Annotated in this window: 25 protein-coding genes; 18 read left to right on the forward strand and 7 right to left on the reverse strand. The window is 58.8% G+C overall.

Annotated features, from left to right (window positions below):
* Positions 1-28 precede the first annotated feature (28 nt).
* The 6 genes from A8O26_RS17745 to A8O26_RS17770 all read left to right on the forward strand — a co-directional run bounded on the left by A8O26_RS17745 (position 29) and on the right by A8O26_RS17770 (position 6,762).
* Entirely contained in the window at positions 29-1,330 is a 1,302-nt protein-coding gene (locus A8O26_RS17745) for an ABC transporter substrate-binding protein (RefSeq protein ID WP_064119136.1), read from the forward strand.
* A 73-nt stretch (positions 1,331-1,403) separates the two neighbouring features.
* Complete coding sequence (locus A8O26_RS17750) at positions 1,404-2,312, forward strand: carbohydrate ABC transporter permease (protein ID WP_007917874.1); 909 nt, start codon at positions 1,404-1,406, stop codon at positions 2,310-2,312.
* The gene (locus tag A8O26_RS17755) at positions 2,305-3,150 is read left to right on the forward strand and encodes a carbohydrate ABC transporter permease (RefSeq protein WP_007917872.1); all 846 of its coding nucleotides are present in this window, start codon (positions 2,305-2,307) and stop codon (positions 3,148-3,150) included. Before A8O26_RS17750 ends, A8O26_RS17755 begins: the two co-directional genes overlap by 8 nt.
* Positions 3,151-3,152: 2 nt before the next feature.
* The gene (locus A8O26_RS17760; protein ID WP_034153390.1) at positions 3,153-4,313 is read left to right on the forward strand and encodes an ABC transporter ATP-binding protein; all 1,161 of its coding nucleotides are present in this window, start codon (positions 3,153-3,155) and stop codon (positions 4,311-4,313) included.
* A 131-nt stretch (positions 4,314-4,444) separates the two neighbouring features.
* Positions 4,445-5,794: a carbohydrate porin gene (locus tag A8O26_RS17765; RefSeq protein WP_064119137.1), complete on the forward strand. Its 1,350-nt coding sequence runs from the start codon at positions 4,445-4,447 to the stop codon at positions 5,792-5,794.
* Between the two features lie 113 nt (positions 5,795-5,907).
* A complete protein-coding gene (locus A8O26_RS17770; RefSeq protein ID WP_064119138.1) occupies positions 5,908-6,762 on the forward strand; it encodes a D-hexose-6-phosphate mutarotase in 855 nt (284 codons plus the stop codon).
* A 232-nt stretch (positions 6,763-6,994) separates the two neighbouring features.
* On the opposite strand, the gene A8O26_RS17775 is transcribed toward A8O26_RS17770, so the two are convergent.
* A complete protein-coding gene (locus tag A8O26_RS17775; RefSeq protein WP_172828179.1) occupies positions 6,995-7,855 on the reverse strand; it encodes a MurR/RpiR family transcriptional regulator in 861 nt (286 codons plus the stop codon).
* Between the two features lie 226 nt (positions 7,856-8,081).
* Between A8O26_RS17775 and zwf the strand changes: the two genes are divergently transcribed.
* From zwf to A8O26_RS17795, 4 genes are all read left to right on the forward strand, one after another.
* Complete coding sequence (gene zwf, locus A8O26_RS17780; protein ID WP_064119140.1) at positions 8,082-9,548, forward strand: glucose-6-phosphate dehydrogenase; 1,467 nt, start codon at positions 8,082-8,084, stop codon at positions 9,546-9,548.
* A complete protein-coding gene (pgl, locus tag A8O26_RS17785; protein ID WP_064119141.1) occupies positions 9,535-10,248 on the forward strand; it encodes a 6-phosphogluconolactonase in 714 nt (237 codons plus the stop codon). Before zwf ends, pgl begins: the two co-directional genes overlap by 14 nt.
* Before the next feature lie 17 nt (positions 10,249-10,265).
* Complete coding sequence (locus tag A8O26_RS17790; protein WP_016773539.1) at positions 10,266-10,931, forward strand: bifunctional 4-hydroxy-2-oxoglutarate aldolase/2-dehydro-3-deoxy-phosphogluconate aldolase; 666 nt, start codon at positions 10,266-10,268, stop codon at positions 10,929-10,931.
* A 187-nt stretch (positions 10,932-11,118) separates the two neighbouring features.
* A complete protein-coding gene (locus A8O26_RS17795) occupies positions 11,119-11,694 on the forward strand; it encodes a hypothetical protein (protein ID WP_064119142.1) in 576 nt (191 codons plus the stop codon).
* On the opposite strand, the gene A8O26_RS17800 is transcribed toward A8O26_RS17795, so the two are convergent.
* Together A8O26_RS17800 and A8O26_RS17805 are read right to left on the reverse strand one after the other, a co-directional pair.
* Positions 11,691-12,872, reverse strand: coding sequence for an aminotransferase class V-fold PLP-dependent enzyme (locus A8O26_RS17800; protein ID WP_064119143.1), 1,182 nt, complete (start codon positions 12,870-12,872; stop codon positions 11,691-11,693). The two genes, A8O26_RS17795 and A8O26_RS17800, sit on opposite strands and share 4 nt — an antisense overlap.
* Positions 12,873-12,901: 29 nt before the next feature.
* Positions 12,902-13,138 carry a DUF3820 family protein gene (locus A8O26_RS17805; protein ID WP_003227425.1) on the reverse strand — a complete coding sequence of 79 codons (237 nt, stop codon included), beginning with the start codon at positions 13,136-13,138 and terminating at the stop codon, positions 12,902-12,904.
* A gap of 205 nt (positions 13,139-13,343) precedes the next feature.
* Between A8O26_RS17805 and A8O26_RS17810 the strand changes: the two genes are divergently transcribed.
* Entirely contained in the window at positions 13,344-13,811 is a 468-nt protein-coding gene (locus tag A8O26_RS17810; RefSeq protein WP_034153383.1) for a ferritin-like domain-containing protein, read from the forward strand.
* A gap of 273 nt (positions 13,812-14,084) precedes the next feature.
* Here A8O26_RS17810 and A8O26_RS17815 read toward each other — a convergent pair whose 3' ends face one another.
* Together A8O26_RS17815 and A8O26_RS17820 are read right to left on the reverse strand one after the other, a co-directional pair.
* Entirely contained in the window at positions 14,085-14,555 is a 471-nt protein-coding gene (locus A8O26_RS17815) for a MaoC family dehydratase (RefSeq protein WP_003227420.1), read from the reverse strand.
* A gap of 42 nt (positions 14,556-14,597) precedes the next feature.
* On the reverse strand, positions 14,598-15,542 hold the full coding sequence (locus A8O26_RS17820) for an alpha/beta hydrolase (protein WP_064119144.1): 945 nt from the start codon (positions 15,540-15,542) through the stop codon (positions 14,598-14,600).
* Between the two features lie 197 nt (positions 15,543-15,739).
* Here A8O26_RS17820 and fadD2 point away from each other — a divergent pair, with 197 nt between their 5' ends.
* Positions 15,740-17,428 (forward strand): long-chain-fatty-acid--CoA ligase FadD2, encoded by a 1,689-nt coding sequence (gene fadD2 / locus A8O26_RS17825; RefSeq protein WP_064119145.1) that lies wholly within the window; start codon positions 15,740-15,742, stop codon positions 17,426-17,428.
* Between the two features lie 354 nt (positions 17,429-17,782).
* Complete coding sequence (gene fadD1, locus A8O26_RS17830; protein WP_064119146.1) at positions 17,783-19,480, forward strand: long-chain-fatty-acid--CoA ligase FadD1; 1,698 nt, start codon at positions 17,783-17,785, stop codon at positions 19,478-19,480.
* 252 nt (positions 19,481-19,732) lie between these two features.
* Here fadD1 and A8O26_RS17835 read toward each other — a convergent pair whose 3' ends face one another.
* Positions 19,733-20,110: a hypothetical protein gene (locus A8O26_RS17835; RefSeq protein WP_007969330.1), complete on the reverse strand. Its 378-nt coding sequence runs from the start codon at positions 20,108-20,110 to the stop codon at positions 19,733-19,735.
* A 197-nt stretch (positions 20,111-20,307) separates the two neighbouring features.
* Here A8O26_RS17835 and A8O26_RS17840 point away from each other — a divergent pair, with 197 nt between their 5' ends.
* The 3 genes from A8O26_RS17840 to def all read left to right on the forward strand — a co-directional run bounded on the left by A8O26_RS17840 (position 20,308) and on the right by def (position 22,157).
* The gene (locus tag A8O26_RS17840) at positions 20,308-20,499 is read left to right on the forward strand and encodes a CsbD family protein (protein WP_008082339.1); all 192 of its coding nucleotides are present in this window, start codon (positions 20,308-20,310) and stop codon (positions 20,497-20,499) included.
* Between the two features lie 165 nt (positions 20,500-20,664).
* Positions 20,665-21,615: a YihY/virulence factor BrkB family protein gene (locus tag A8O26_RS17845; RefSeq protein ID WP_064119147.1), complete on the forward strand. Its 951-nt coding sequence runs from the start codon at positions 20,665-20,667 to the stop codon at positions 21,613-21,615.
* Between the two features lie 2 nt (positions 21,616-21,617).
* Positions 21,618-22,157 carry a peptide deformylase gene (gene def, locus A8O26_RS17850; RefSeq protein WP_064119148.1) on the forward strand — a complete coding sequence of 180 codons (540 nt, stop codon included), beginning with the start codon at positions 21,618-21,620 and terminating at the stop codon, positions 22,155-22,157.
* Positions 22,158-22,285: 128 nt separating this feature from the next.
* On the opposite strand, the gene A8O26_RS17855 is transcribed toward def, so the two are convergent.
* Positions 22,286-22,705 (reverse strand): GNAT family N-acetyltransferase, encoded by a 420-nt coding sequence (locus A8O26_RS17855; RefSeq protein WP_064119149.1) that lies wholly within the window; start codon positions 22,703-22,705, stop codon positions 22,286-22,288.
* A 325-nt stretch (positions 22,706-23,030) separates the two neighbouring features.
* On the opposite strand from A8O26_RS17855, the gene A8O26_RS17860 reads away from it, so the two are divergent.
* Together A8O26_RS17860 and A8O26_RS17865 are read left to right on the forward strand one after the other, a co-directional pair.
* A complete protein-coding gene (locus A8O26_RS17860) occupies positions 23,031-23,972 on the forward strand; it encodes a fatty acid desaturase (RefSeq protein ID WP_064119150.1) in 942 nt (313 codons plus the stop codon).
* 140 nt (positions 23,973-24,112) lie between these two features.
* Positions 24,113-24,904, forward strand: coding sequence for a phosphate/phosphite/phosphonate ABC transporter substrate-binding protein (locus A8O26_RS17865; RefSeq protein ID WP_064119151.1), 792 nt, complete (start codon positions 24,113-24,115; stop codon positions 24,902-24,904).
* Positions 24,905-24,950: the final 46 nt, after the last annotated feature.

A 24,950-nucleotide genomic window follows, 5' to 3' on the forward strand; every position in this document is an offset into this window, starting at 1 on the left:
GCATAACAACAAGAAAGGTACATCTCAGATGAATGCGATTTCTCGCCTCGCTACTGTCATTTCTGTCGCCTCCCTGTTCCCGCTCGCAATTCTGCCTCTCAGTGTTTCCGCTGCCGAATCCAAAGGTTCGGTCGAAGTCGTGCACTGGTGGACGTCCGGTGGCGAAAAAGCCGCCGTTGATGTGCTCAAGGCGCAAGTCGAAAAAGACGGTTTCACCTGGAAAGACGGCGCTGTCGCCGGTGGTGGCGGTGCCACTGCCATGACCGTGCTGAAAAGCCGTGCCGTTGCCGGCAACCCGCCTGGCGTAGCCCAGATCAAAGGCCCGGACATCCAGGAATGGGCGTCGACCGGCCTGCTCGACACCGACGTGCTGAAAGACGTCGCCAAGTCGGAAAAGTGGGACAGCCTGCTCGACAAGAAAGTCTCCGATACCGTGAAGTACGACGGTGATTACGTGGCCGTGCCGGTGAACATTCACCGCGTGAACTGGCTGTGGATCAACCCGGAAGTCTTCAAGAAAGCCGGCATCACCAAGAACCCTACCACCCTCGAAGAATTCTACGCCGCTGGCGATAAGCTGAAGGCTGCGGGCTTCATTCCGCTGGCCCACGGCGGTCAGCCTTGGCAGGACAGCACCGTGTTCGAAGCCGTGGTGCTTTCGGTCATGGGTGTCGATGGTTACAAAAAGGCCCTGGTTGATCTGGACAACGCCGCGCTGACCGGCCCGGAAATGGTCAAGGCGTTGACCGAGCTGAAGAAAGTCGCGACCTACATGGACGTCGACGGTAAAGGCCAGGACTGGAACCTGGAAGCGGCCAAGGTCATCAACGGCAAGGCCGGCATGCAGATCATGGGTGACTGGGCCAAGTCCGAATGGACCGCCGCGAAGAAAGTCGCCGGCAAGGATTACGAGTGCGTGGCCTTCCCGGGCACCGACAAGGCGTTCACTTACAACATCGACTCGCTGGCCGTGTTCAAGCAGAAGGACGCAGGCACTGCGGCCGGTCAGCAAGACATCGCCAAAGTCGTGCTGGGTGAAAACTTCCAGAAAGTCTTCAGCATCAACAAAGGCTCGATCCCGGTTCGCAACGACATGTTGAACAACATGGACAAGCTCGGTTTCGATTCCTGCGCGCAGACCGCTGCCAAGGATTTCCTGGCAGACGCCAAGTCCGGCGGCCTGCAGCCAAGCATGGCGCACAACATGGCGACCACGCTGGCGGTGCAAGGCGCGTTCTTTGACGTCGTGACCAACTACATCAACGACCCGAAAGCCGACCCGGCCGACACCGCCAAGAAACTGGGTGCAGCGATCAAGTCGTCCAAATAAGCGTCGTTAGCGCAGGCTCTCGCTCCCACAAGGGATCTCACTGTAGTTTTTATTCCCTGTACTGGATTTCCCCATGAGTTCTGTTGCTGTGTTCAGCAAGGCCTCGCCGTTCGATGCATTGCAACGCTGGCTGCCCAAACTGGTGCTGGCGCCGAGCATGTTCATCGTGCTGGTGGGCTTCTATGGTTACATCCTGTGGACGTTCGTGCTGTCGTTCACCACCTCGACTTTCCTGCCCAACTACAAGTGGGCCGGCCTGGCGCAATACGCGCGGTTGTTCGACAACGATCGCTGGTGGGTCGCGAGCAAAAACCTCGCGGTGTTCGGCGGCATGTTCATCGGTATCACTCTGGTGATCGGCGTGTTGCTGGCAGTGTTCCTCGATCAGCGCATCCGTCGCGAAGGCTTTATCCGCACCATTTACCTGTACCCGATGGCGCTCTCGATGATCGTCACCGGTACCGCGTGGAAATGGCTGCTCAACCCGGGCATGGGCCTGGACAAATTGTTGCGTGACTGGGGCTGGGAAGGCTTCCGTCTCGACTGGCTGATCGACCCTGATCGCGTGGTTTACTGTCTGGTGATCGCCGCTGTCTGGCAAGCCTCGGGCTTCATCATGGCGATGTTTTTGGCCGGCCTGCGTGGCGTCGATCAATCGATCATCCGCGCTGCGCAGATCGATGGCGCGAGCATGCCGACGATCTACTGGAAAGTGGTGCTGCCAAGCCTGCGTCCGGTGTTCTTCAGCGCGGTGATGATTCTCGCGCACATCGCGATCAAGAGCTTCGACCTGGTCGCCGCGATGACCGCCGGTGGTCCGGGTTATTCCTCCGACTTGCCGGCGATGTTCATGTATTCCTTCACCTTCAGTCGCGGCCAGATGGGCATGGGCTCGGCCAGTGCGATTCTGATGCTCGGTGCGATCCTCGCGATCATCGTGCCTTACCTGTATTCCGAGCTGAGGACCAAGCGCAATGACTAGTCTCGCTGCCAAACCTGCTATCAGCCTGAGTCGCATCGCGATCTACGCGGTGCTGATCCTCGCCGTACTGCTTTATCTGGTGCCGCTGGTGGTCATGTTGCTGACCAGTTTCAAGACCCCGGAAGACATCAGCACCGGCAACCTGTTGAGCTGGCCGACCGTGGTCAGCGGCATTGGCTGGGTCAAGGCCTGGGCCACGGTTGACGGTTACTTCTGGAACTCGATCAAGATCACTGTGCCCGCCGTCATCATCTCCACCGCCATCGGTGCGTTGAACGGTTATGTGCTGTCGTTCTGGCGCTTCCGTGGTTCACAGTTGTTCTTCGGTCTGCTGTTGTTCGGCTGCTTCCTGCCGTTCCAGACCGTGCTGCTGCCGGCCTCGTTCACCCTCGGCAAGATGGGCCTGGCGAGCACCACCACCGGCCTGGTGTTTATCCACGTGGTTTACGGTCTGGCGTTTACTACGCTGTTCTTCCGTAACTACTACGTGAGCATTCCGGATGCGCTGGTGAAAGCCGCACGCCTCGATGGCGCGGGTTTTTTCACGATTTTCCGCCGCATCATCCTGCCGATGTCGACGCCGATCATCATGGTCTGCCTGATCTGGCAGTTCACCCAGATCTGGAACGACTTCCTGTTCGGTGTGGTGTTCTCCAGCGGTGATTCGCAACCGATCACGGTGGCGCTGAACAACCTGGTCAACACCAGCACCGGCGCCAAGGAATACAACGTTGATATGGCAGCGGCGATGATCGCCGGCCTGCCGACCCTGCTGGTCTATGTGGTCGCAGGCAAGTATTTCGTGCGCGGGCTGACGGCCGGCGCAGTCAAGGGGTAATCATGGCAACGCTCGAACTTCGCAACGTAAACAAGACCTACGGTGCCGGCCTGCCGGACACCCTGAAGAACATCGAACTGTCGATCAAGGACGGTGAGTTCCTGATCCTTGTCGGCCCGTCGGGCTGCGGCAAGTCGACCTTGATGAACTGCATCGCCGGTCTGGAAACCATCACCGGCGGCGCGATCATGATCGGTGACCAGGACGTCAGCGGCATGAGCCCGAAGGATCGCGACATCGCCATGGTGTTCCAGTCCTACGCGCTGTACCCGACCATGAGCGTGCGCGAGAACATCGAGTTCGGCCTGAAGATTCGCAAGATGGCCCAGTCGGCGATCGACGAAGAAGTCGCGCGCGTGGCCAAGCTGTTGCAGATCGAGCACCTGCTCAATCGCAAGCCAGGTCAGCTCTCCGGCGGTCAGCAACAGCGTGTGGCGATGGGCCGTGCACTGGCGCGGCGGCCGAAGATTTATCTGTTCGACGAACCGCTGTCCAACCTCGATGCCAAGCTGCGCGTCGAGATGCGCACCGAAATGAAACTGATGCACCAGCGCCTGAAAACCACCACGGTCTACGTGACCCACGACCAGATCGAAGCGATGACGCTGGGCGACAAGGTTGCGGTGATGAAGGACGGCATCATTCAGCAGTTCGGCACGCCGAAAGACATCTACAACAACCCGGCCAACCTGTTCGTGGCGAGCTTCATCGGTTCGCCACCGATGAACTTCATTCCGCTGCGTCTGCAACGCAAGGACGGTCGTCTGCTGGCGCTGCTCGACAGCGGTCAGGCGCGTTGCGAGTTGCCGATGAGCATGCAGGATGCCGGGCTGGAAGATCGCGAAGTGATCCTTGGCCTGCGCCCTGAGCAGATTGTTTTGGCGAACGGCGAAGGTAACGGCCTGCCGAGCATTCGTGCGGAAGTGCAGGTCACCGAGCCGACCGGTCCGGACACCCTGGTGTTCGTCAACCTCAACGAAACCAAGGTCTGCTGCCGTCTGGCGCCAGACGTGGCACCGCAGGTGGGCGAGAGCCTGACGTTGCAATTCGATCCGTCGAAAGTGTTGTTGTTCGATGCCAACACCGGCGAGCGCCTCGGCACTGCCGGTCAACCACAGACCGATGCGCGGTCTGCGAACGTGGCGCAATTCAAAGGCCGCTGAAGAACAAATGTGGGAGCGAGCCTGCTCGCTCCCACAAAGGAGCACGCGCTGGATTGTCTGTAATTCATCGCACTTTATGTAAACCGCGTTAGATAAAAACAGTTAATAACAATAAAGACGAGGATGTAGGGATGAAAAAGAAACACGTCAATGCCCGGTTGATCTGCCAAGTGTCAGCTGCGGCGGCATTGGTGCTGGCCGGTAACGCCATGGCGGCGGATGCCTTCAGCTCCGACTCGAAATGGATGACCGGTGACTGGGGTGGCGAGCGTACCAAGCTGATCGAGCAGGGTATCGACATCAAGGCCGACTACGTTGGGGAAGTCGGTGGCAACCTGAACGGTGGCTACAACGACGACAAGACCGCGCGTTACGCTGATCAGTTCGGTCTGGGCGTGGCACTCGATCTGCAAAAGCTGTGGGGCTGGGATAACACCCAGGCGAAGATCCAGCTGACCAACCGTAACGGCTACAACATCTCCAACGACCGCGTTGGCGATCCGCGTGCCGGCACCTTGAGTTCTTCGCAAGAAGTTTACGGTCGTGGCCACATGGTGCGTCTGACCCAGTTGTGGATTCAGCACCAGTTCTTCGACAACAAACTCGACGTCAAGGCCGGTTACTTCGGTGAAGGCGAAGACTTCAACACCTTCCCGTGCGACTTCCAGAACCTGGCGTTCTGCGGTTCGCAAGTGGGTAACTGGGCAACCAACATCTGGTACAACTGGCCAGTCAGCCAGGCCGCGATCCGCGTCAAGTACAACATCAACGACGAGCTCTACGCGCAAATCGGTGCGTACAACCAGAACCCGTCGCAGCTGGAACACGGCAACGGCTTCAAACTCAGCGGCAGCGGCACCAAAGGTACTGTGTTGCCGGTCGAGCTGGTCTGGTCGCCGAAGGTCAACAGTCTGCCGGGCGAATACCGCGTCGGTTACTACAAGAGCACCGCTGATGCCAGCGACGTTCGTGAAGACGTCAACGGTTTCGACGCTGCAACCACTGGTGATGCCTACAAGACTCACAGCAGCAAACACGGCTACTGGTTTGTCGCGCAACAGCAACTCACCAGCCACAACGGTGATGCCTCGCGCGGTCTGAACATCGCCGCCAACGCGACCTTCCACGACAAAGACACCAACTTCATCGACAACTACCAGTCGGTGATGTTTGTCTACAAAGGCCCGTTCGACGCGCGTCCGAAGGATGACGTTGGTATTGGCGCGGCGCGTATCCACGTCAACGATGACGTGAAGAAAAACGCCGAGCTGCTGAATGCATCCAACGGTGTGTCGGACTACGACAATCCAGTGTTCTCGCCGATTCGTGAAACCGAATACAACTACGAGATCAACTACGGCTTCCACGTCACCAACTGGCTGACCGTACGCCCTAACCTGCAGTACATCACTCACCCGGGTGGTGTGGATGAAGTGGACAACGCATTGGTCGCTGGCCTGAAAATTCAGTCTACGTTCTAACGCGTCTGCGATAAGCTCCTCTCTATGTGCGCATATTTGCGGACAGCCCAGGCTGTCCGCTTTTTTTTGGGGCAAGCGCCGCCCTGTGAAAGTCGAGTTCAGGACCGTGGCAAATGCATGAGCATCCGCTGCAACGCTTCTTCAAATCCCTGCGTGAACAACCGGTGTTCGCCTGGGAGCGCTATCAGATGCGCGACGTGTTGGTGATCGATCACCCGCTGTGTCAGGCGGTGTTCAGTCGTCAGGGCGCCCAGTTGCTGCACTTTCAACCGCGCGGGCAAAAGCCGTGGTTGTGGTGTGCGGCAAAGTGGCCGCATGTCGGTGCGATCCGTGGTGGCGTGCCGGTGTGCTGGCCGTGGTATGGCCGTCATCCGAGCGAAAACGCGTGGCCGTCGCATGGCTGGGCGCGACTGCTCGACTGGAAGTTGCTCGACAGCAGCAGCGCCGAAGATGGCGTGCGCCTGCACTGGCAATTGCAACTGTGCGACTGGCAGGTCGACCTGCACGCGCATCTGGGCGAACGCATGGAATTACGCCTGAGCACCGAGCATCAGGACGACATGCCGTGCCAGTTGAGCCAGGCTTTGCACGCTTACTGGCGTATTGGTGATGTTGCCGAGATAGCGCTGTCTGGGCTCGAAGGGGCGCAGGGTTATGACCAGTTGAACCGTCAGGTTTGTCAGCAGGAAGGTGAGTTGCGGGTTGATGGCGGCTGTCAGCGAGTGTTCCAGCATGACGGTGAATTGCAGCTCAAGGATCACGCCTGGCAGCGCGAGTTGTGCATCGATACCGGTGACAGTGCCGACACGGTGGTCTGGCATCCTGGGGCGCGGCCGTTGTTGGGTGTGAGCTGGGATGAGGTGTTGGAGTTTGTTTGCGTGGAAGCCGCGGCGGGTGGGACTGACAGCTTGCACCTGGCACCGGGGGAGAAGGCGCATTTGAGTTTGCAGGCGTGGGCGGCGGCTTAGTGTGTCAAGTACACCGCTACCCTCACCCTAGCCCTCTCCCAGAGGGAGAGGGGACCGAATGAGGGGTGTTGAAGAATTACGCCGACGTGAAAGTGCAGTGCTGAATCCATAATCGACTCTATTTTTCAGGTCGGTGTATAGCGCAAGACACCTCGGTCGGCTCCCTCTCCCTCCGGGAGAGGGCTGGGCGGGCGGCGTTCCGATGAGGGTTGGCTTTTAAGCTATCAATGACTCAGTTGAACTCGTCACCCACCGGATACCGGCTGGCATTCAGGCTCTCTTTGATCTTGCGCAGATGCGGCTGGAAATCCACCCCGCGACGCAAGGTCATCCCGGTCGCCAGCACATCCAGTACGGTCAACTGAATGATCCGCGAAGTCATCGGCATATAAATGTCGGTGTCTTCCGGCAGCGGAATGTTCAGGCTCAAGGTACTCGCCTTGGCCAACGGCGAATTCTCCGCCGTCAGGCCCAGCACCGAAGCGCCATTCTCGCGAGCAATGCGTGCCACTTCCACCAGCTCACGGGTGCGGCCGGTGTAGGAAATGATCACGAACAGCTCACCGGTGTGTGCCACCGACGCAATCATCCGCTGCATCAACACATCGGCATGCGCGGTCACCGCGAGGTTGAAGCGGAAGAACTTGTGCTGTGCATCCAAAGCCACTGGCGCTGAAGCACCGAGGCCGAAGAAGTGGATCTGCCGCGCCTGAATCAACAGGTCGACAGCACGGCTGATCAGGTTCGGATCGAGCGCCTGGCAAGCACTGTCCAGCGAGGCAATGGCGCTGCCGAAAATCTTCTGCGTGTACGCCTCGGGATTGTCGTCGGCCTCGACCGCGCGGCTGACATACGCCGCGCCGCTGGCCAGGCTCTGCGCCAGTTGCAGCTTGAGTTCGGGGTAGCCGCTGACGCCGAACGAACGGCAGAAACGGTTGACCGTCGGTTCGCTCACCTTTGCTGCCTGGGCGAGGGCAGCGATGCTGAAGCGGGTGGCCTGCTGCGGGTTGAGCAGGATCACCTCGGCGACTTTGCGTTCGGCCTTGTTCAGGTCTTCAAGGCGACTCTGGATCTGTTCCAGTAAATTTCGCACGCGGTCCATATGGAATTCCTAATTCACCTGCGCAAAGGTGCGCCGGGCTATGCAAATTGGGCCTTTGATATGGCCCGTCACGGTGGCCTATCCTACTGATGCGTCCGAGCGACCACCACTCGGAATCTGTATTTTGCGAAAATGTTGTGGTTATTACTACATTTTCCCTTGAGTGATGCCTTGAAAAAAGGTATTTGTAGCTTAACTTGATAAAAGAACAAACATCATGCCTTCGATTACGGTTGAACCGTGCACCTTTGCCTTGTTCGGCGCGCTTGGCGATCTGGCCCTGCGCAAGCTGTTTCCTGCCCTTTATCACCTCGATGGCGCCGACCTGCTGCACGAGGACACGCGCATCATCGCGCTGGCCCGTGAAGAAGGTTCCGAGCAGCAGCACATGGCGTTTATCGCCGCCGAACTGCGTCGCTACGTGGGCAAAGAACTGGACGAGGCCGTCGCCGAGCGTTTTCTCGCACGCCTGACCTATCTGCACGTCGATTTCCTCAAATCCGAAGATTATGTGGCGCTGGCCGAACTGGCCGGCAGCACGCAACGCATGATTGCCTATTTCGCCACACCGGCCGCGGTGTACGGCGCGATTTGCGAGAACCTGGCGAAAGTCGGTCTGGCAGAAAACACTCGTGTAGTGCTGGAAAAACCGATCGGCTCCGACCTCGAATCGTCGCGCAAAGTGAACGACGCCGTGGCGCAGTTCTTCCCGGAGAACCGCACCTACCGCATCGACCACTACCTGGGCAAAGAAACCGTTCAGAACCTGATCGCCCTGCGTTTCGCCAACAGCCTGTTCGAAACCCAGTGGAACCAGAATTACATCTCCCACGTGGAAATCACCGTGGCCGAGAAGGTCGGTATCGAAGGCCGTTGGGGCTACTTCGACAAGGCCGGCCAGCTGCGCGACATGATCCAGAATCACCTGTTGCAGTTGCTCTGCCTGATCGCCATGGACCCACCGGCCGACTTGTCCGCCGATAGCATCCGTGACGAAAAGGTAAAAGTGCTCAAGGCGCTGGCGCCGATCAGTCCGGAAGGCCTGACCACCCAAGTGGTGCGCGGCCAGTACATCGCCGGCCACAGCGAAGGCAAGTCCGTACCGGGCTACCTCGAAGAACCGAATTCCAACACCCAGAGCGACACCGAAACCTTCGTCGCTTTGCGTGCCGACATCCGCAACTGGCGCTGGGCCGGCGTGCCGTTCTACCTGCGTACCGGCAAGCGTATGCCGCAAAAGTTGTCGCAGATCGTTATCCACTTCAAGGAACCGTCGCACTACATCTTCGCCCCTGAGCAGCGCTTGCAGATCAGCAACAAACTGATCATTCGCCTGCAGCCGGACGAAGGCATTTCCTTGCGTGTGATGACCAAAGAGCAGGGCCTGGACAAAGGCATGCAACTGCGCAGCGGCCCGCTGCAACTGAATTTCTCCGACACCTGGCGTAGCGCGCGGATCCCCGATGCCTACGAGCGGTTGTTGCTGGAAGTGATGAACGGCAATCAGAACCTGTTTGTCCGTAAAGATGAAATCGAAGCCGCGTGGAAATGGTGTGACCAACTGATCGCCGGATGGAAAAAATCCGGTGACGCGCCCAAGCCGTATGCGGCCGGGTCGTGGGGGCCGATGAGCTCCATTGCATTGATCACGCGGGACGGGAGGTCGTGGTATGGCGATATCTAATGTGCAACTGCCGGCGGGCGTAGATGCCCACGAATTCAACAGCCCGGTGTTGTTGGCCGAAGGTCTGGCGCTGAACGTTGCCAAGCAACTGAGCGAAGCCATTACGGCACGCGGCAACGCGGTGCTGGTGGTGTCGGGCGGTCGTAGCCCGGTGGCGTTTTTCCAGCACTTGGCCAAGCAAGATCTGGACTGGTCGAAGGTCGTCGTGACCCTCGCCGACGAGCGTTGGGTACCGGTTGAACACGCTGACAGCAATGCCGGCCTGCTCAAGCAATACCTGCTCAAAGGCCCAGCGGCCAAGGCGCAGTTCCTCAGCCTTTATAGCGCGGCGGCCAACGTCGAGCAGGCGGCCGAACAGGCTGATCGCTTGCTCGCTGAGCTGCCGCCAATTGACGTGCTGGTGCTGGGCATGGGCGATGACGGTCACACCGCGTCGCTGTTCCCCGACAGCCCGAATCTCACCGAAGCGCTGCAAGCCGATGGCACTCGCCGTTGCTGGCCGATGCTGGCGCCGAGCGTGCCGCGTCAGCGCCTGACCATGAGCCGTGCGCTGCTCGCGTCGGCCAAGCACAAGATTCTGTCGATTTCCGGTCAGTCGAAACTGACCACCCTGAATGCCGCGCTGGCATCCGATGACGTCGCCGCCATGCCGGTGCGCGCGTTTCTGCAACCTACGTTAGAGATTTACTGGTGCCCATGAGCCAAGGAACAGCCGCTATGACAACCCCATCCCCGACCGTTTCCATGGCGGACAAAGTTGCCCTGATCGACAGCCTCTGCGCCAAGGCGCGGATCCTGCCGGTGATCACCATCGCCCGCGAACAGGACGTGCTGCCATTGGCCGACGCCCTGGCCGCCGGTGGTCTGACCGCGCTGGAAGTGACCCTGCGTTCGCAGTTCGGCCTCAAGGCCATCCAGATCCTGCGCGAGCAGCGTCCGGAACTGATGACCGGTGCCGGCACCGTGCTCGATCGCAACATGCTCGCGGCGGCAGAAGCGGCTGGTTCGCAATTCATCGTCACCCCGGGCATCACCCGTGATTTGCTGGAAGCCAGCGTCGACAGCCCGATTCCGCTGTTGCCGGGCATCAGCAACGCCTCCGGCATCATGGAAGGCTACGGTCTGGGTTATCGCCGCTTCAAGCTGTTCCCGGCCGAAGTCAGCGGTGGCGTTGCGGCCATCAAAGCCCTGGGCGGTCCGTTCGGTGAAGTGAAATTCTGCCCGACTGGCGGCGTCGGCCCGGCCAACATCAAGAGCTACATGGCGCTGAAAAACGTCATGTGCGTGGGCGGTAGCTGGATGCTCGATCCTGAGTGGATCAAGAACGGCGACTGGGCGCGCATTCAGGAATGCACCGCCGAGGCGTTGGCGCTGCTCGACTGATGCCGCCGGATTCAATTGTTACCTGACACTTCGTTGTGTGTTCTACGGCTTTACGGTGCGCTTGGTCGGTGCACCGTTTTTTTTTGCCTTGAAGAAAGTGCCAGGACATCACGCGATACATAGTTACCGCACAGGCGGATTTGTGTGGCGCTAATCTGCGTTCATCTTACGGAAGAGAGAACGCCTCATGGACGACCATCAATCTGTCGCTTTATCAATCAACGCTCTGTGCTCGCGGCAGTTGCCCGTGGTTGGCAGTTTCGATTGGCACAACAGCAAGGGCAAGGTGCGCAACATCAGTGCGGGCATCGAAGGTTTGCCTCTTGTATTACGGCTGGCCTTGGTCGATGCCATGACCGGCGAGCCGGTCAGCGGCGCCGTGGTCCGCATCGAGCAGCACATTGGCATCGACACACTGTGCGGCAGTCAGTCGACCGACACTAAAGGCATCGTTCGTTTCACCAGTCTTTACCCTGATCGGCAAACTGCCTTTTCGTGCATCGCTCTGAGCGTCGCCATCGCCAATGACGATCAACAGCCGCAGCTGTACCAGGAGGCCTGGGCAGGACGCCTGCATTTGCCTTGTGTCTGCAATTGCACAGCCGTTGATAACGATGCCGTTCGGCTGGTGTTGCGCCCGATCACGGAGGATGGCCCGGAGGACGGCTACTTCGGCAATCTGACGATCGGCGTCGACACCTTTGCACTGTCATCGCAGATCGGCGTGGCTGGCTACGACAAACATCTGATTACGGTGTTTTAACGCAGCTCGTTCAGTGCGCGAACCAGCAACTGCATCTCGGCAGCGGTAGTGGTCAGCCCCGGAGTGATGCGAATGCTCGGTCCGCTGGCTGCACCGTTGCGCACCACGGTAAACAGGTTGTAATCGTTGAGCAGACGCTCGGCCATCGCCACTTGATCGTCGTGCCGGGTAAAGCGCAGGGAGGTGATGCCGCAATACAGCCGCGGATCGTCCGGCGTCATCACCTCGATACCCGGCAACAGGCGCACCGCGCTGACCCACAGATTGCGCAGATAATTCAGGCGAGCACCTTTGGCCGGCGCGCCACCGAGTGAGCGGTGCTCTTCGAACACCAGCGGCAAGGTCATCAGCGCTGGAATGTTGGGTGTGCTGTACGAGGTGCGTGCCCGGATGTCATTGGCCGGGTAATGCATTTCATCCATGTCCGGATCGATGTCGGCCAAGCGTTGCGGCGCGATATAGAGGAAGCCGAGGGTGAGCGGTGCGCCGATCCATTTGTGCAGGTTGTAACCGGCGAAGGCGATACCCAACGCTTCAAGATCGAACTCGATCTGGCCAAGCGCATGGGCGCCATCAAGGATGACATCGACGCCATGTTCCTTGGCGAGTGCGGCGATGGCTTGCACCGGCATGACCAGACCGGTGCGGTGAGTGACGTGAGTCAGGGCCATCAGCTTGAGTTTCGGGTGACCTTTGAACGCCTCGCGATAAGTCTCCAGCAGGCTGTCGAAACTCGCCGGGTGCGCGTGGGCAATTTCGATCACCTCGGCGCCACGGTGCCTGGCCAGCCAACGCATCGCACCTTTGACCGTGTCGTATTCCAGATCACTGATCAGCACCTGATCGCCCGGTTGCAAGCGGTTGTAGTTGCGGATCAGCGATTGCAGGCCTTCAGTGGCGTTGCGGGTGAAGGCGACGCTCTGCGCGCGCACGCCGATCAACTCGGCCAGTTGTGCGCGGATGTCGAGGTTGTCGTGCTGTTCGAAACGCTGGCGTACATACACCGAATTACTGGTGTTGATCAGCTCGATATTGCGCTGGTATTCCTCGATCACCGTGCGCGACATGCGCCCGAAGTAACCGTTTTCCAGGTTCACGGGGCCGGGTTGAACGTCGTAACGATCAGCGAACGTTTGCCAGAAGGCTTCGTCACGGGCGCGGCGGGTGTTATCGGGCATGGTCGGCTGACTCTAAAGAGGAGGGCGCTTCAATGGCGCGGGGCAGGTTTGCCGTGTTTGGCGCGCAGCGGTTCGAGCAAGTCCGAGAGGCCGTTATGGTCGATCTCCTGCATCAGCGCGAGCAAGCCACCGAGTTCGCCGTGCGGGAAACCTTCACGGGCGAACCAGTTCAGGTAGGGGCCCGGCAGGTCGGCAATGATCCGGCCCTTGTACTTGCCGAAGGGCATTTCGCGGGTGATCAGCAGTTCGAGTTTTTCGGGATTCATCAGTGAGATCGTCTGGCTTCAAATCAGATTGGAAAATACAGGCATTCTGCATGCAGGCCAAATGACAGATCATGCAAATAACCGTGATACAGATAGTTCATTTATCTTTAACTTGTTGATATTTAACGATTTTATGTAAATAAAAAAGCTGGCACGCACACTGCAATATCCCTTGCATCTTCCACCGATCGCAAGGAATTGAAAAATGACCGACATGAATAAAGAAGCCATCTCTGTACTCAATGACCTGATTGAAACCAGCAAGGACGGTCAGGAAGGGTTCAAGACTTGCGCCGAAGACATCAAGCACCCAGAACTGAAAACTCTGTTCGTGACTCGCTCTGCCGATTGCGCCACTGCTGCAGCTGAACTGCAAGCCGAGGTTCGCAAGCTGGGCGGTGATCCGGAAACCTCTACCAGCGTCAGCGGTGACCTGCACCGTCGCTGGGTCGACGTCAAAGCCATGTTCACCGGCAAAGACGAAGAGGCTGTGCTGAACGAAGCCGAGCGCGGTGAAGACCATGCGCTGAAGGCTTATCGTGAAGCCATCGAGAAGATCAACAAGCACAACCTCGTGGGTATTCGTGATCTGGTTGAACGCCAGTATCACGGTGTGCAACGCAATCACGATCAGGTGAAGGCGCTGCGTAACCAGGCTCGCGCTCGTTCGTAAGCGTTTGCCGGGTAGAAAAAACGCCAGCTAGTCTGGCGTTTTTTTATGGGGCTGGGAAAAGCACAGGCAGAAGTAGAAGCCCCTCACCCTGGCCCTCTCCCAGAGGGAGAGGGGACTGATCGGGGTGGATGTTCGAGATGCACCGACTTGAGCGATCTGAGGTGAACTCAGGTTTTGAAAACCACGGAGATCGGCTCCCTTTCCCCCCTCGCCCCCCTGGGGGAGAGGGCTGGGGTGAGGGGGAAAAGCTCTACCTGACACCCCACCAATCAATCAGCCAATGCTGATCGCCGGCAAAGTCGGCAACGTCACCGTCTGCTGCTTGCGCGGCGCCAGAATCTCCGCCTCGCCATCCACCACCAACTCATCACGCTGGTTGAACACGCGAGTGGCAATGCGCACGCGAAACTTCGGCAGTTTCTCGAGAATTTCCAGGCGTACCGTCAGCGTGTCGCCAATCTTCACCGGCTTCTGAAAGCTCATCTGCTGACCGATATAAATAGTCCCCGGCCCAGGCAGCTCGCAGGCAACGGCGGCACTGATCAGCGCACCACTGAACATACCGTGAGCGATACGCTCCTTGAACATGCTGGCGGCGGCGAACTCGGCGTCCAGGTGCACCGGGTTGTGATCGCCCGACATCGCGGCGAACAATTGAATGTCGCGCTCTTCGACGGTCTTGCTGTAGCTGGCGGTCTGGCCGACTTCGAGGGCTTCGTAAGGGATGTTGGTAACCTGGGTCATCGGGCTTGATTCCTCTGATGGATTAAATGAATCCACAAAAAATTATTCGCTGCGGTGAGGGCGTGGATGGCTCAGGACCTGGTCGATCCAGGCCAGCACATCGGCGATCACTTCGTCGCGGTTGGTTTCGTTGAACAATTCGTGCCGCGCCTGCGGGTAGATCTTCAGTTGCAGGTTTTGGCTGCCGGCGCTGCGCAAGGCATTGGCCAGATCTGTCAGACGCTTGCCTTCACTCACCGGATCACATTCACCGCCAATCACCATCAGCGGCAGGCCCGGATCGATCTGGGCGAGATTGGACGCTTTGCTGATCTGCTGCAAGCCGCCGAGCAGGTCGATCCACAGCTGATTGGTGCAGCGAAAGCCGCACAGCGGGTCGCTGGCGTACTTGTCGACTTCCACCGGGTCGCGGCTCAACCAGTCGAACGGCGTGCGCACCGGTTTGAATTTGTTATTGAACGAGCCGAACGACAACCACTCGATCAACGCACTGCGGCCCTTGCCGCCCTGACGCAGTTTTTCCAGGCGGGCGATCTGTCGGGCAGCGCCATACAGCGCCACCGGCTGGAAATTCGAACCGCTGAGAATCGCCCCGTGCAAACTGGCGCTGTGGTGCAGCAGATAGCCCTGCGCCAGGTAGCTGCCCATGCTGTGCCCGAGCAAAATGATCGGCACACCGGGATGCTGTTGACCGATGTGCTGATTGAGGCTCGCCAGATCGCCCAGCACTTTGCACCAGCCGTCGTCATCGGCGAAATGCCCGAGCGTGCCCTGATCGGCCGTTTGGCCATGACCGCGCAAATCCGGGGCATACACCCCGTAATCTTTGTCGCAAAAAATGTCGGCCAAGCGGGCATAACGGCCGCTGTGTTCGGCCATGCCGTGGGCCAGCAGAATCACGGCTTTCAACGGCGCGGTGGGCAGCCACTGATTGACGAACAGGCGGCTGCGGTCACTCGCGTCCAGCCATAGGGTGTGGTGGATCATGGCGATTCCTTTGCTCAGAGTCGGAACATTGTATAGCGCGTCTGATCAGCCCACGCCACGGCAGGAAGATTCACACGATCAATGACGGCTTTGCCCGTATTTGCCTCAATGCCCATAACTGCTAGTGTCCGTGAAGCTCCGCTTTCAGAAATGACAGAAAGCGGCCCGGATCGGCTCAGGTAAAGAGGACAAGAACAATGCAACCTGATTTCTGGAATGACAAACGCCCGGCCGGCGTACCGCTGGATATCGACATGAATGAATTCAAGTCGGTGATCGAAGTGTTTGAGCGTTCCTGCAAGAAATTCGCCGATCGTCCGGCCTTCAGCAACATGGGCGTGACCCTGACCTACGCCGAACTGGAGCGCCAGAGCGCGGCCTTCGCCGGCTATCTGCAAGCGCACACCGATCTGCTGCCGGGCGATCGCATCGCGGTACAGATGCCCAACGTCCTGCATTACCCGATTGCCGTGTTCGGTGCGTTGCGCGCCGGGCTGATCGTGGTCAACACCAACCCGCTGTACACCGCGCGGGAGATGCGCCACCAGTTCAAGGATTCCGGCGCGCGGGCGCTGGTGTACTTGAACATGTTCGGCCAGAAAGTCCAGGAAGTGCTGCCCGACACCGACATCCAGTACCTGATCGAAGCGAAGATGGGCGATCTGATGCCCACCGCCAAGGGCTGGCTGGTCAACACCGTGGTCAGCAAAGTGAAAAGAATGGTCCCGGCGTATTCACTGCCGCAGGCGATCTCTTTCAAGAGTGCGCTGCGCATGGGCCGTGGGCTGGGCATCAAGCCGCTGAAGGTCGGCCTCGATGACATCGCCGTGCTGCAATACACCGGGGGCACCACCGGGTTGGCCAAGGGCGCGATGCTCACCCACGGCAATCTGGTGGCGAACATGCAACAAGTGCGCGCCTGCCTCGCGCAACTCGGCCCGGATGGCCAGCCGCTGTTGCGCGAAGGTCAGGAAGTGATGATCGCGCCGCTGCCGCTGTATCACATCTATGCCTTCACCGCGAACTGCATGTGCATGATGGTCTCCGGCAACCACAACGTCTTGATCACCAATCCACGCGACATCGCCGGGTTTATCAAGGAGTTGAAGAACTGGCGTTTCTCGGCACTGCTGGGGCTGAACACCCTGTTCGTCGCGCTGATGGATCATCCGGATTTCAAGACCCTCGATTTCTCCAGCCTGAAACTCACCAACTCTGGCGGCACCGCGTTGGTCAAAGCCACCGCCGAACGCTGGGAGCAGATCACCGGTTGTCGCATCACCGAAGGTTACGGTCTGACCGAAACGTCGCCGGTGGCCTGCACCAACCCGTATGGCGATCAGTCGCGGCTCGGTACGGTCGGTTTGCCGGTGCCAGGCACGCTACTGAAAGTCATCAACGATGACGGCGTCGAGCAGCCGATGGGCGAGCGCGGCGAGCTGTGCATCAAGGGCCCGCAGATCATGAAGGGTTACTGGCACAAGCCTGAGGCCACTGCCGAAGTGCTGGATGCCGAGGGCTGGTTCAAGTCCGGCGATATCGCGGTGATCGATCCGGACGGTTTCGTGCGCATCGTCGATCGCAAGAAAGACATGATCATCGTCTCCGGTTTCAACGTGTATCCGAATGAAATCGAAGACGTGGTGATGGCCCACCCGAAAGTCGCCAACTGCGCGGTGATCGGCGTGCCGGACGAGCGTTCGGGAGAGGCGGTGAAGCTGTTTGTGGTGGCGCGGGAAACCGGTGTGAGTCTTGAGGAGCTCAAGGCCTACTGCAAAGAGAATTTCACCGCGTACAAGGTGCCGAAACACATTGTGTTGCGTGAGTCATTGCCGATGACGCCTGTCGGCAAGATTCTGCGCAGGGAGTTGCGCGATATCGCGTAGCCCTTGACCGCTGCGCTTCGCACATTCGCGAGCAGGCTCGCTGCCACAGGGCAAAATATGATCCTTGTGGGAGCGAGCCTGCTCGCGAATTTTTGTTTGATGACCCCGAAAACCGGGGCTTTCAAGGCGCTCTAGGATTTTTGCTCTAAAATGACTGCTAGCAAGTCTTGAGTCATGAATATGACTGTAGGGGCCTCTTTTGGCTCTAGTCGACCCTCGGCAAAGCTGCTACTCTCGGCGCGCTTTGTGACTTCTCGGCCTCTCTGAAAGCCAGATTCACCAATACAAAACACACACCAATAATAATCGCATCAAATGCGGTGAAGAATTCGCGTTGCTGAGGAGTGGGCTTCCATGATCGAAGACTTTTGGAAGGATAAATACCCGGCTGGAATTGCTGCCGACATCAATCCAGACGAGTATCCGAACATTCAGGCAGTGTTGAAGCAATCCTGCCAACGCTTCGCCAACAAACCGGCTTTCAGCAACCTGGGCAAGACAATCACCTACGGTGAACTGTACGAATTGTCCGGTGCGTTTGCCGCGTATCTGCAACAGCATACCGACTTGCAGCCCGGTGATCGAATCGCCGTGCAACTGCCCAACGTTCTGCAGTACCCGGTCGCCGTCTTCGGTGCTATTCGTGCCGGGCTGATCGTGGTCAACACCAACCCGCTGTACACCGCGCGGGAAATGGAACACCAGTTCAACGATTCCGGTGCCAAAGCCCTTGTTTGCCTGGCGAACATGGCGCATCTGGCCGAAGCCGTGGTGCCGAAAACCGGCGTCAAACACGTCATCGTCACTGAAGTCGCCGACCTGTTGCCGCCGATCAAGCGCTTGCTGATCAACAGCGTCATCAAGTACGTGAAGAAGATGGTGCCGGCCTATCACTTGCCCAAAGCCGTCAAGTTCAACGACGTGCTGAGCAAGGGCCAGGGCCAGCCTGTGGCCGAAGCCAATCCGGACAGCGGCGACGTTGCGGTGCTGCAATATACTGGCGGCACCACCGGCGTGGCCAAGGGTGCGATGCTGACCCACCGCAACCTCGTAGCCAACATGCTGCAGTGCAAGGCGCTGATGGGGTCGAACCTCAATGAAGGTTGCGAGATCCTGATCACGCCGCTGCCGCTGTACCACATCTATGCGTTCACCTTCCATTGCATGGCAATGATGTTGATCGGCAACCACAACATCCTGATCAGCAACCCGCGTGACCTGCCGGCGATGGTCAAGGAACTGTCGAAGTGGAAGTTCAGCGGTTTCGTTGGCCTGAACACCTTGTTCGTGGCGCTGTGCAACAACGAAGGTTTCCGCAAGCTGGATTTCTCCGCGCTGAAAGTCACCTTGTCCGGCGGCATGGCCCTGCAACTGGCCGCTGCCGAGCGCTGGAAAGCCGTCACCGGTTGCTCGATCTGCGAAGGTTACGGCATGACCGAAACCAGCCCGGTGGCCACGGTCAACCCGATCCAGCACATCCAGATCGGCACCATCGGCATTCCGGTGCCGTCGACCCTGTGCAAAGTCATCGACGACGCTGGTGTCGAGCAGCCGCTGGGTGAAATCGGCGAACTGTGCATCAAGGGCCCGCAAGTGATGAAGGGCTACTGGCAGCGTCAGGAAGCCACCGATGAAATGCTCGACAGCGAAGGCTGGCTCAAGACCGGCGACATCGCGCTGATCCAGCCGGACGGCTACATGCGCATTGTCGATCGCAAGAAAGACATGATTCTGGTCTCCGGTTTCAACGTTTATCCGAACGAACTGGAAGACGTACTGGCAACCCTGCCGGGTGTGTTGCAGTGTGCCGCGATTGGCGTGCCGGACGAGAAGTCGGGTGAAGCGATCAAGATTTTCATCGTCGCCAAACCGGGTGTCACGCTGACCAAGGAAACGGTGATGGAGCACATGCGCGCCAATGTCACCGGCTACAAGGTGCCGCGTTCGGTGGAATTCCGCGATGCGCTGCCGACGACCAACGTCGGCAAGATCCTGCGCCGCGAGTTGCGGGATGAAGAGCTGAAAAAGATCAAGGCCAAGAACGCCGCCTAAAAACACGAAGCCCCGCAGATGCGGGGCTTTTTGTTGGTGCAGGCTGTAGATTTTCAGTGTCAGGTAAATCTACCCCCTCACCCCAGCCCTCTCCCCCAAGGGGGCGAGGGGGAAAGGGAGCTGATCGGGGGCTGTTCGAAACCTGAGTTCGACTCGATATTTCAGGTCGGTGTAGCGTGTCCAGCCAACTCGGTCAGTCCCCTCTCCCTCTGGGAGAGGGCTAGGGTGAGGGGAAGGGGGGTGGTACAAATCCTACTGACGGAACGGCGCGAAATTCACGTTGGTCCCCGCCGGACGCATGTCCTGCAGATACGAATCCTTGTCCGCGCTCAATTCCAGGCTCAACGCCGCCTTGCGCTTGCCTTCATTGCGAATCACCAGCCCTTCAAGCTTTTCACGCAGGAACACCGTCGGCACCTTCAGGTGCAGCAATTCGTCGGTGGCCGGTGTGTGCATGAGCAAGTGAATCCACTCGTACTGACCCACGGCCAGACGCGTTACCGGCAGGTCGAACCACCAGATGTTGCGGTTGCGGTTGAGTTCGGCGAAGTGGCAGTTGTTGGTGCCGAGCACGGCACCGCCCAGTTCCTGGTTACGACGGGCGATGGCCTGCTTTTTATCGAGTTTCATAACATTCCTGCGGGATCGGTCTCTGGCGCACAGCGCCCATATGTTGCGCATTCTCGGGGCAATGCCCGCAAACATAAAGCCCAACCTGCACGCCGCGACGAAATGAACCGCCAAAAATAAATGAAACTTGGCGCAAACCCGGCCAGTCAATCATTACGTACTGACTTTTCCCCCTAATTGCACCAAGGAGAAACACCATGAGTAGCACAGGCGATAAAGTAAAAGGCATGGCCAACGAAGCGGTCGGCAACGTCAAGCAAGGCGTCGGTAAAGCCACCGACAACACCAAGCTGCAAGCCGAAGGCAAGATTCAAGAGAAAAAAGGCGAAGCCCAGCAAGCGGTCGGCAAAGCCAAAGACGCTGTGAAAAAAGGCGTCGACAAGGCGTAACTCAGCCTTGAACGAAAGACACGAACGGCCATCCAAGGATGGCCGTTTTTGTGTCGAAATTCTGCTGAGACCCGGCAAGGTTCGCCAAACAGGCTACCTTGATGTAAAAAACGGCCCCTGAGTCGCCACGACTTCAAACCTGTATAGCGGCGAAAGGAGACGCGAATGATTTTCCCGGACATGAAAGGTCTGCCCCTGCACCGGGTGATGGTGCGCACGGTGACGGAATTCGTCGACGACGAAATGTCGACTTACGCCTCGGCACTGGCCTACCAGATGCTGTTTTCGCTGTTCCCGTTCATCCTGTTTCTGATCGCCCTGATCGGTTTCCTGCACCTGCCGGATTTCTTCTCCTGGCTGCGCCTGCAATCGGAACTGGTCCTGCCGCCGCAGGCGCTGGAGCAGGTCAACCCGGTGATCGACCAGTTGCAGCAGTCCAAGGGTGGCTTGCTCTCGGTCGGTATCGTCATTGCGCTCTATACCGCCTCTGCCGGTGTGCGCTTGATGATGAGTGCGATGAACGCGGCGTACGACGTGGTCGAAGGCCGGCCGGTGTGGAAGCGCTTTCCACTGTCGATTTTCTACACCGTCGGCATTGCCGGCATGCTGTTGGTGGCTGCCGCGCTGATGGTGCTCGGGCCGCAGGTGATGGGCTGGATCGCCGCGCAGGTCGGCCTGGAAGAAGTCATCGTCACCGTGTGGACCATCGCGCGCTGGCCGGTGATCGTGATTCTGATGATGGTCGCCGTGGCACTGATCTACTACGTAATGCCGGACGTCAAACAGGAGTTCCGCTTCATTACTCCCGGCTCGGTGTTGGCGGTAGTGGTGTGGATCATCGCTTCGTTGGGCTTCGCGTTCTATGTGAAAACCTTCGCCAACTACAACGCGATGTATGGCAGCATCGGTGCGATCATCGTGCTGTTGCTGTATTTCTACATTTCCGCCGCGGTGTTGTTGCTCGGCGCGGAAATGAACGCGGTGATCGAGCACATGTCCAGCGAGGGCAAGGACCCGGGCGAGAAAGTCCCCGGCGAACTCGATGAACAACCCAAACAACACGTCTCGGGCCTGGGCCGCGATCATTCGCTCAAGCCGGACACTGACGAAGTCTGATCATGATCCGTGAAATTCTGAAAATGGGCGACGAGCGCCTGCTGCGCATTGCGCCGCCGGTGCCGGCAGAGATGTTCGACAGCCCTGAACTGTGGCAACTGATCGATGACATGTTCCAGACCATGGAAAGTGTCGGCGGCGTTGGCCTGGCTGCGCCGCAGATCGGCGTTGATCTGCAACTGGTGATCTTTGGATTCGAGCACAGCGAACGCTACCCGGACGCTGAAGCGGTGCCGCAGACGATCCTGATCAATCCGCTGATCACGCCGCTGAGCCCGCTGACGGAAGAGGGCTTTGAAGGCTGTCTGTCGGTGCCGGGTTTGCGCGGTGCGGTGGATCGTTATCAGCAGATTCGCTACGAGGGTGTTGATCCCAAGGGCGAGCCGATTGTGCGTATCGCCTCAGGTTTCCACGCCCGCGTTGTGCAGCACGAATGCGATCACCTGATCGGCCGGCTGTACCCGTCGCGCATCACCGATTTCAGCAAGTTCGGATTTACCGAAGTGATGTTCCCGGACCTCGATCCCACCGCCGACGACTAACTCAAGACCCAACACATCCCCTGTGGGAGCGAGCCTGCTCGCGAATGCGCAATATCAGTGACAGATTCTGTGACTGACACACCGCTTTCGCGAGCAGGCTCGCTCCCACATTGGTTTTTGCATGTCCCTCAGGATTGAGCAGGAATCAGCTCCATCGCAATCATCGGCTTGCTCCGCGCATACCGACTCAAGCGCTCCGCCATCGCCTGCGGCAGGGCCGGGTCGAAGGTGAACCCGCGCCGCTCATAAAACCCGCGCAAATCCGGATGACAAAACAGCCACACCGGCTCGCTCACGTCCTGCACTGCCGCCGCGATCAACTGTGCGGCAATCCCTTGCTCACGACACCCCGGATCAACAAACAAGCCGGTCAACCAATGCCCACCCGCGACGGGCCGCAAACACAACGCGGCGACAATTTCGCCGCGCCGCGCTACCCACAATTGTGCCTCGCGAACGGCTTTCATCGAAGACTGGTGGCTGCGGTAAAACTTGTTCATCAACGGCCATAAAGACTCGTCGAGCAAGGTGTATTGGGTCTCGGGCATGGGATCGGACTGTCGGTGGGCAAAGCGGCGATTATAAAAGAACGTGCGCGGCGCGATAGGTGTATACCTGAGCCTACATCCCCTGTGAGTGGAGTACGCATCATGTCCAAAGGTATGGATTCAAAGAAAGCCGCGAAGAAGAAACCGGCCAAGACCGCGATTGAAAAGCGTGCGGAGAAGAAGGCCAAGAAAGTCGACATCTTCGGTCACTGATCACGCCTTTTCGGAGCCCGGTTCTCGGGCTCCTGCCTGAACCTGAAAATAATCTGCAAGATTGCACCGCGTCGTTGCACAGAAGGGCAAGACTCCCGTTTCGAGCAACGCCATGCCCCATTACTTCGACGCCGCCCACCGTCAGCAAATCGAAACCCTGCGCCAACGCTTTACCGCCCGCACCGAATGGCCCACCTGGCTGTTGCTGATCGGCGTTTACGGCAGTTGGTTCACCATTGTGCTCAATAGCCATTGGCTCGGTCGTGGCGTGAGCACGGTGCTGCTGATCCCGTTGCTGGTGCTTTGGTTGTCAGTGCAACACGAACTGCTTCACGGGCATCCGACGCGCTGGAACCTGGTCAACAAAATCCTCGGCTATGCACCATTCGCAGTCTGGTATCCGTACACGCTCTATCGCGACAGTCACTTGCTGCACCATCGCGATGAGGATTTGACCGTGCCCGGTGTCGACCCGGAAAGTCGCTACCTGACGGCAGCACGCTGGCAGGGCAGTTCGCTGTTCGAACGCAGTCTGCATTGGCTGAACAAAACCGTCCTCGGCCGTTTCGCGATGGGTGCGCCACTGGCGCTGTTGGCGCTCGCCAGCGAGGAGCTGCAACGCTTGAAAAACGGCGAGCGCCAGGCTTGGCTGATGTGGCTGACCCACGGCGCGTTCACCCTGCTGATGCTGGGGTTCATCGCCCGCTACAGCGCGCTGCCGGTGTGGCATTACCTGTTGTTGATCAGCGTGCCGGCGCTGTCGATCGCGATGATTCGCTCCTACTACGAACATCGCCCGCATGCGCAACCGGAACAACGCACGGTGCTCAATGAGGCCGGTTGGCCGTGGCGCTGGTTGTTCCTCAATCTGAATTTTCATCTGGTGCATCACGACTTGCCGAAGCTTTCGTGGTACGACTTGCCCAAGGTTTACCGGATGCATCGCGAGCAATGGATTGCGCGCAGTGGCGGGTTTCTGGTGCGAGGGTATGGCGAGTTCTGGCGCCGTCATGGCATCAAGCCAATCGACAGCCCGCAGCATCCGTTCCACTGACCCAAGAACATCACAAAACCTGTGGGAGCGAGCCTGCTCGCGAAGGCGTCGTGTCAGTTGATAGATCTGTTGTCTGACCCAGCGCTTTCGCGAGCAGGCTCGCTCCCACATTGGATATTTGTAACTCGGAAAATATGTGTATGGCTCAACACCACACCGAACTCCTGATGTACGTCGCCCCCGAGCCGATCCGCGCGGCGAATGAGCGCTGGATTGCGCGCATCCTCGAGCAGCTTGGGCACACGCGTCTGAGCGCTGATGGCCTGTCATTGCCCGAACTCTGGTTGTCACCGGATCTGTTGCTCACGCAAACCTGCGGCTATCCGCTGATGACCGCGTTGCGCGGGCAGGTGCGCCTCGTCGGCCGCCCACGCTACGAGCTCCCTGACGCCAGCGCCGGCAATCATTGCAGCCTGATTCTCAGCCGTGCCGATGACCCACGCCAAACCCTCGCGCAGTTGCGCGACAGTCGCGGGGTGATCAACAGTGAGGATTCCAACAGTGGCATGAACCTGTTCCGTCAGCGCCTGGCCCCGCTGCATCAGCACGGGCAATTCTTCGCTTCGGTCGGCATCAGCGGCGGTCATCGCGAGAGCCTGCGCTGGTTGCGCGAACACCGCGCCGATCTGGCGGCCATCGACAGCGTCACCTACGCCTACCTGGCGCAGCATGCGCCGCACGAGGTCAGCGCCTTGCGAGTGATTGCGCGCAGTGCCCTGAGCCCGACCTTGCCGTTCATTACTGTCGCCAGCGCCACGGACGAGCAGATCGAAACGCTTCGGCACGTGATGAACCAGACCTTGCGCGAACTGCCCGACGTCGCGAAAACACTGGGCTTGCCGGAAATACTGCCGGCGAGCACCCGCGATTACCAGATTCTCCTCGACTATCAACAAGAGGCCGAGGCGGCGGGCTATAGCCATGTTCGCTAATGCATTAATGGAATATAAGAATTCGTTTTAAGTATTTTTAACGAAT

The organism is Pseudomonas fluorescens (assembly GCF_001648775.1).
Lineage (GTDB): Bacteria > Pseudomonadota > Gammaproteobacteria > Pseudomonadales > Pseudomonadaceae > Aquipseudomonas > Aquipseudomonas fluorescens_M.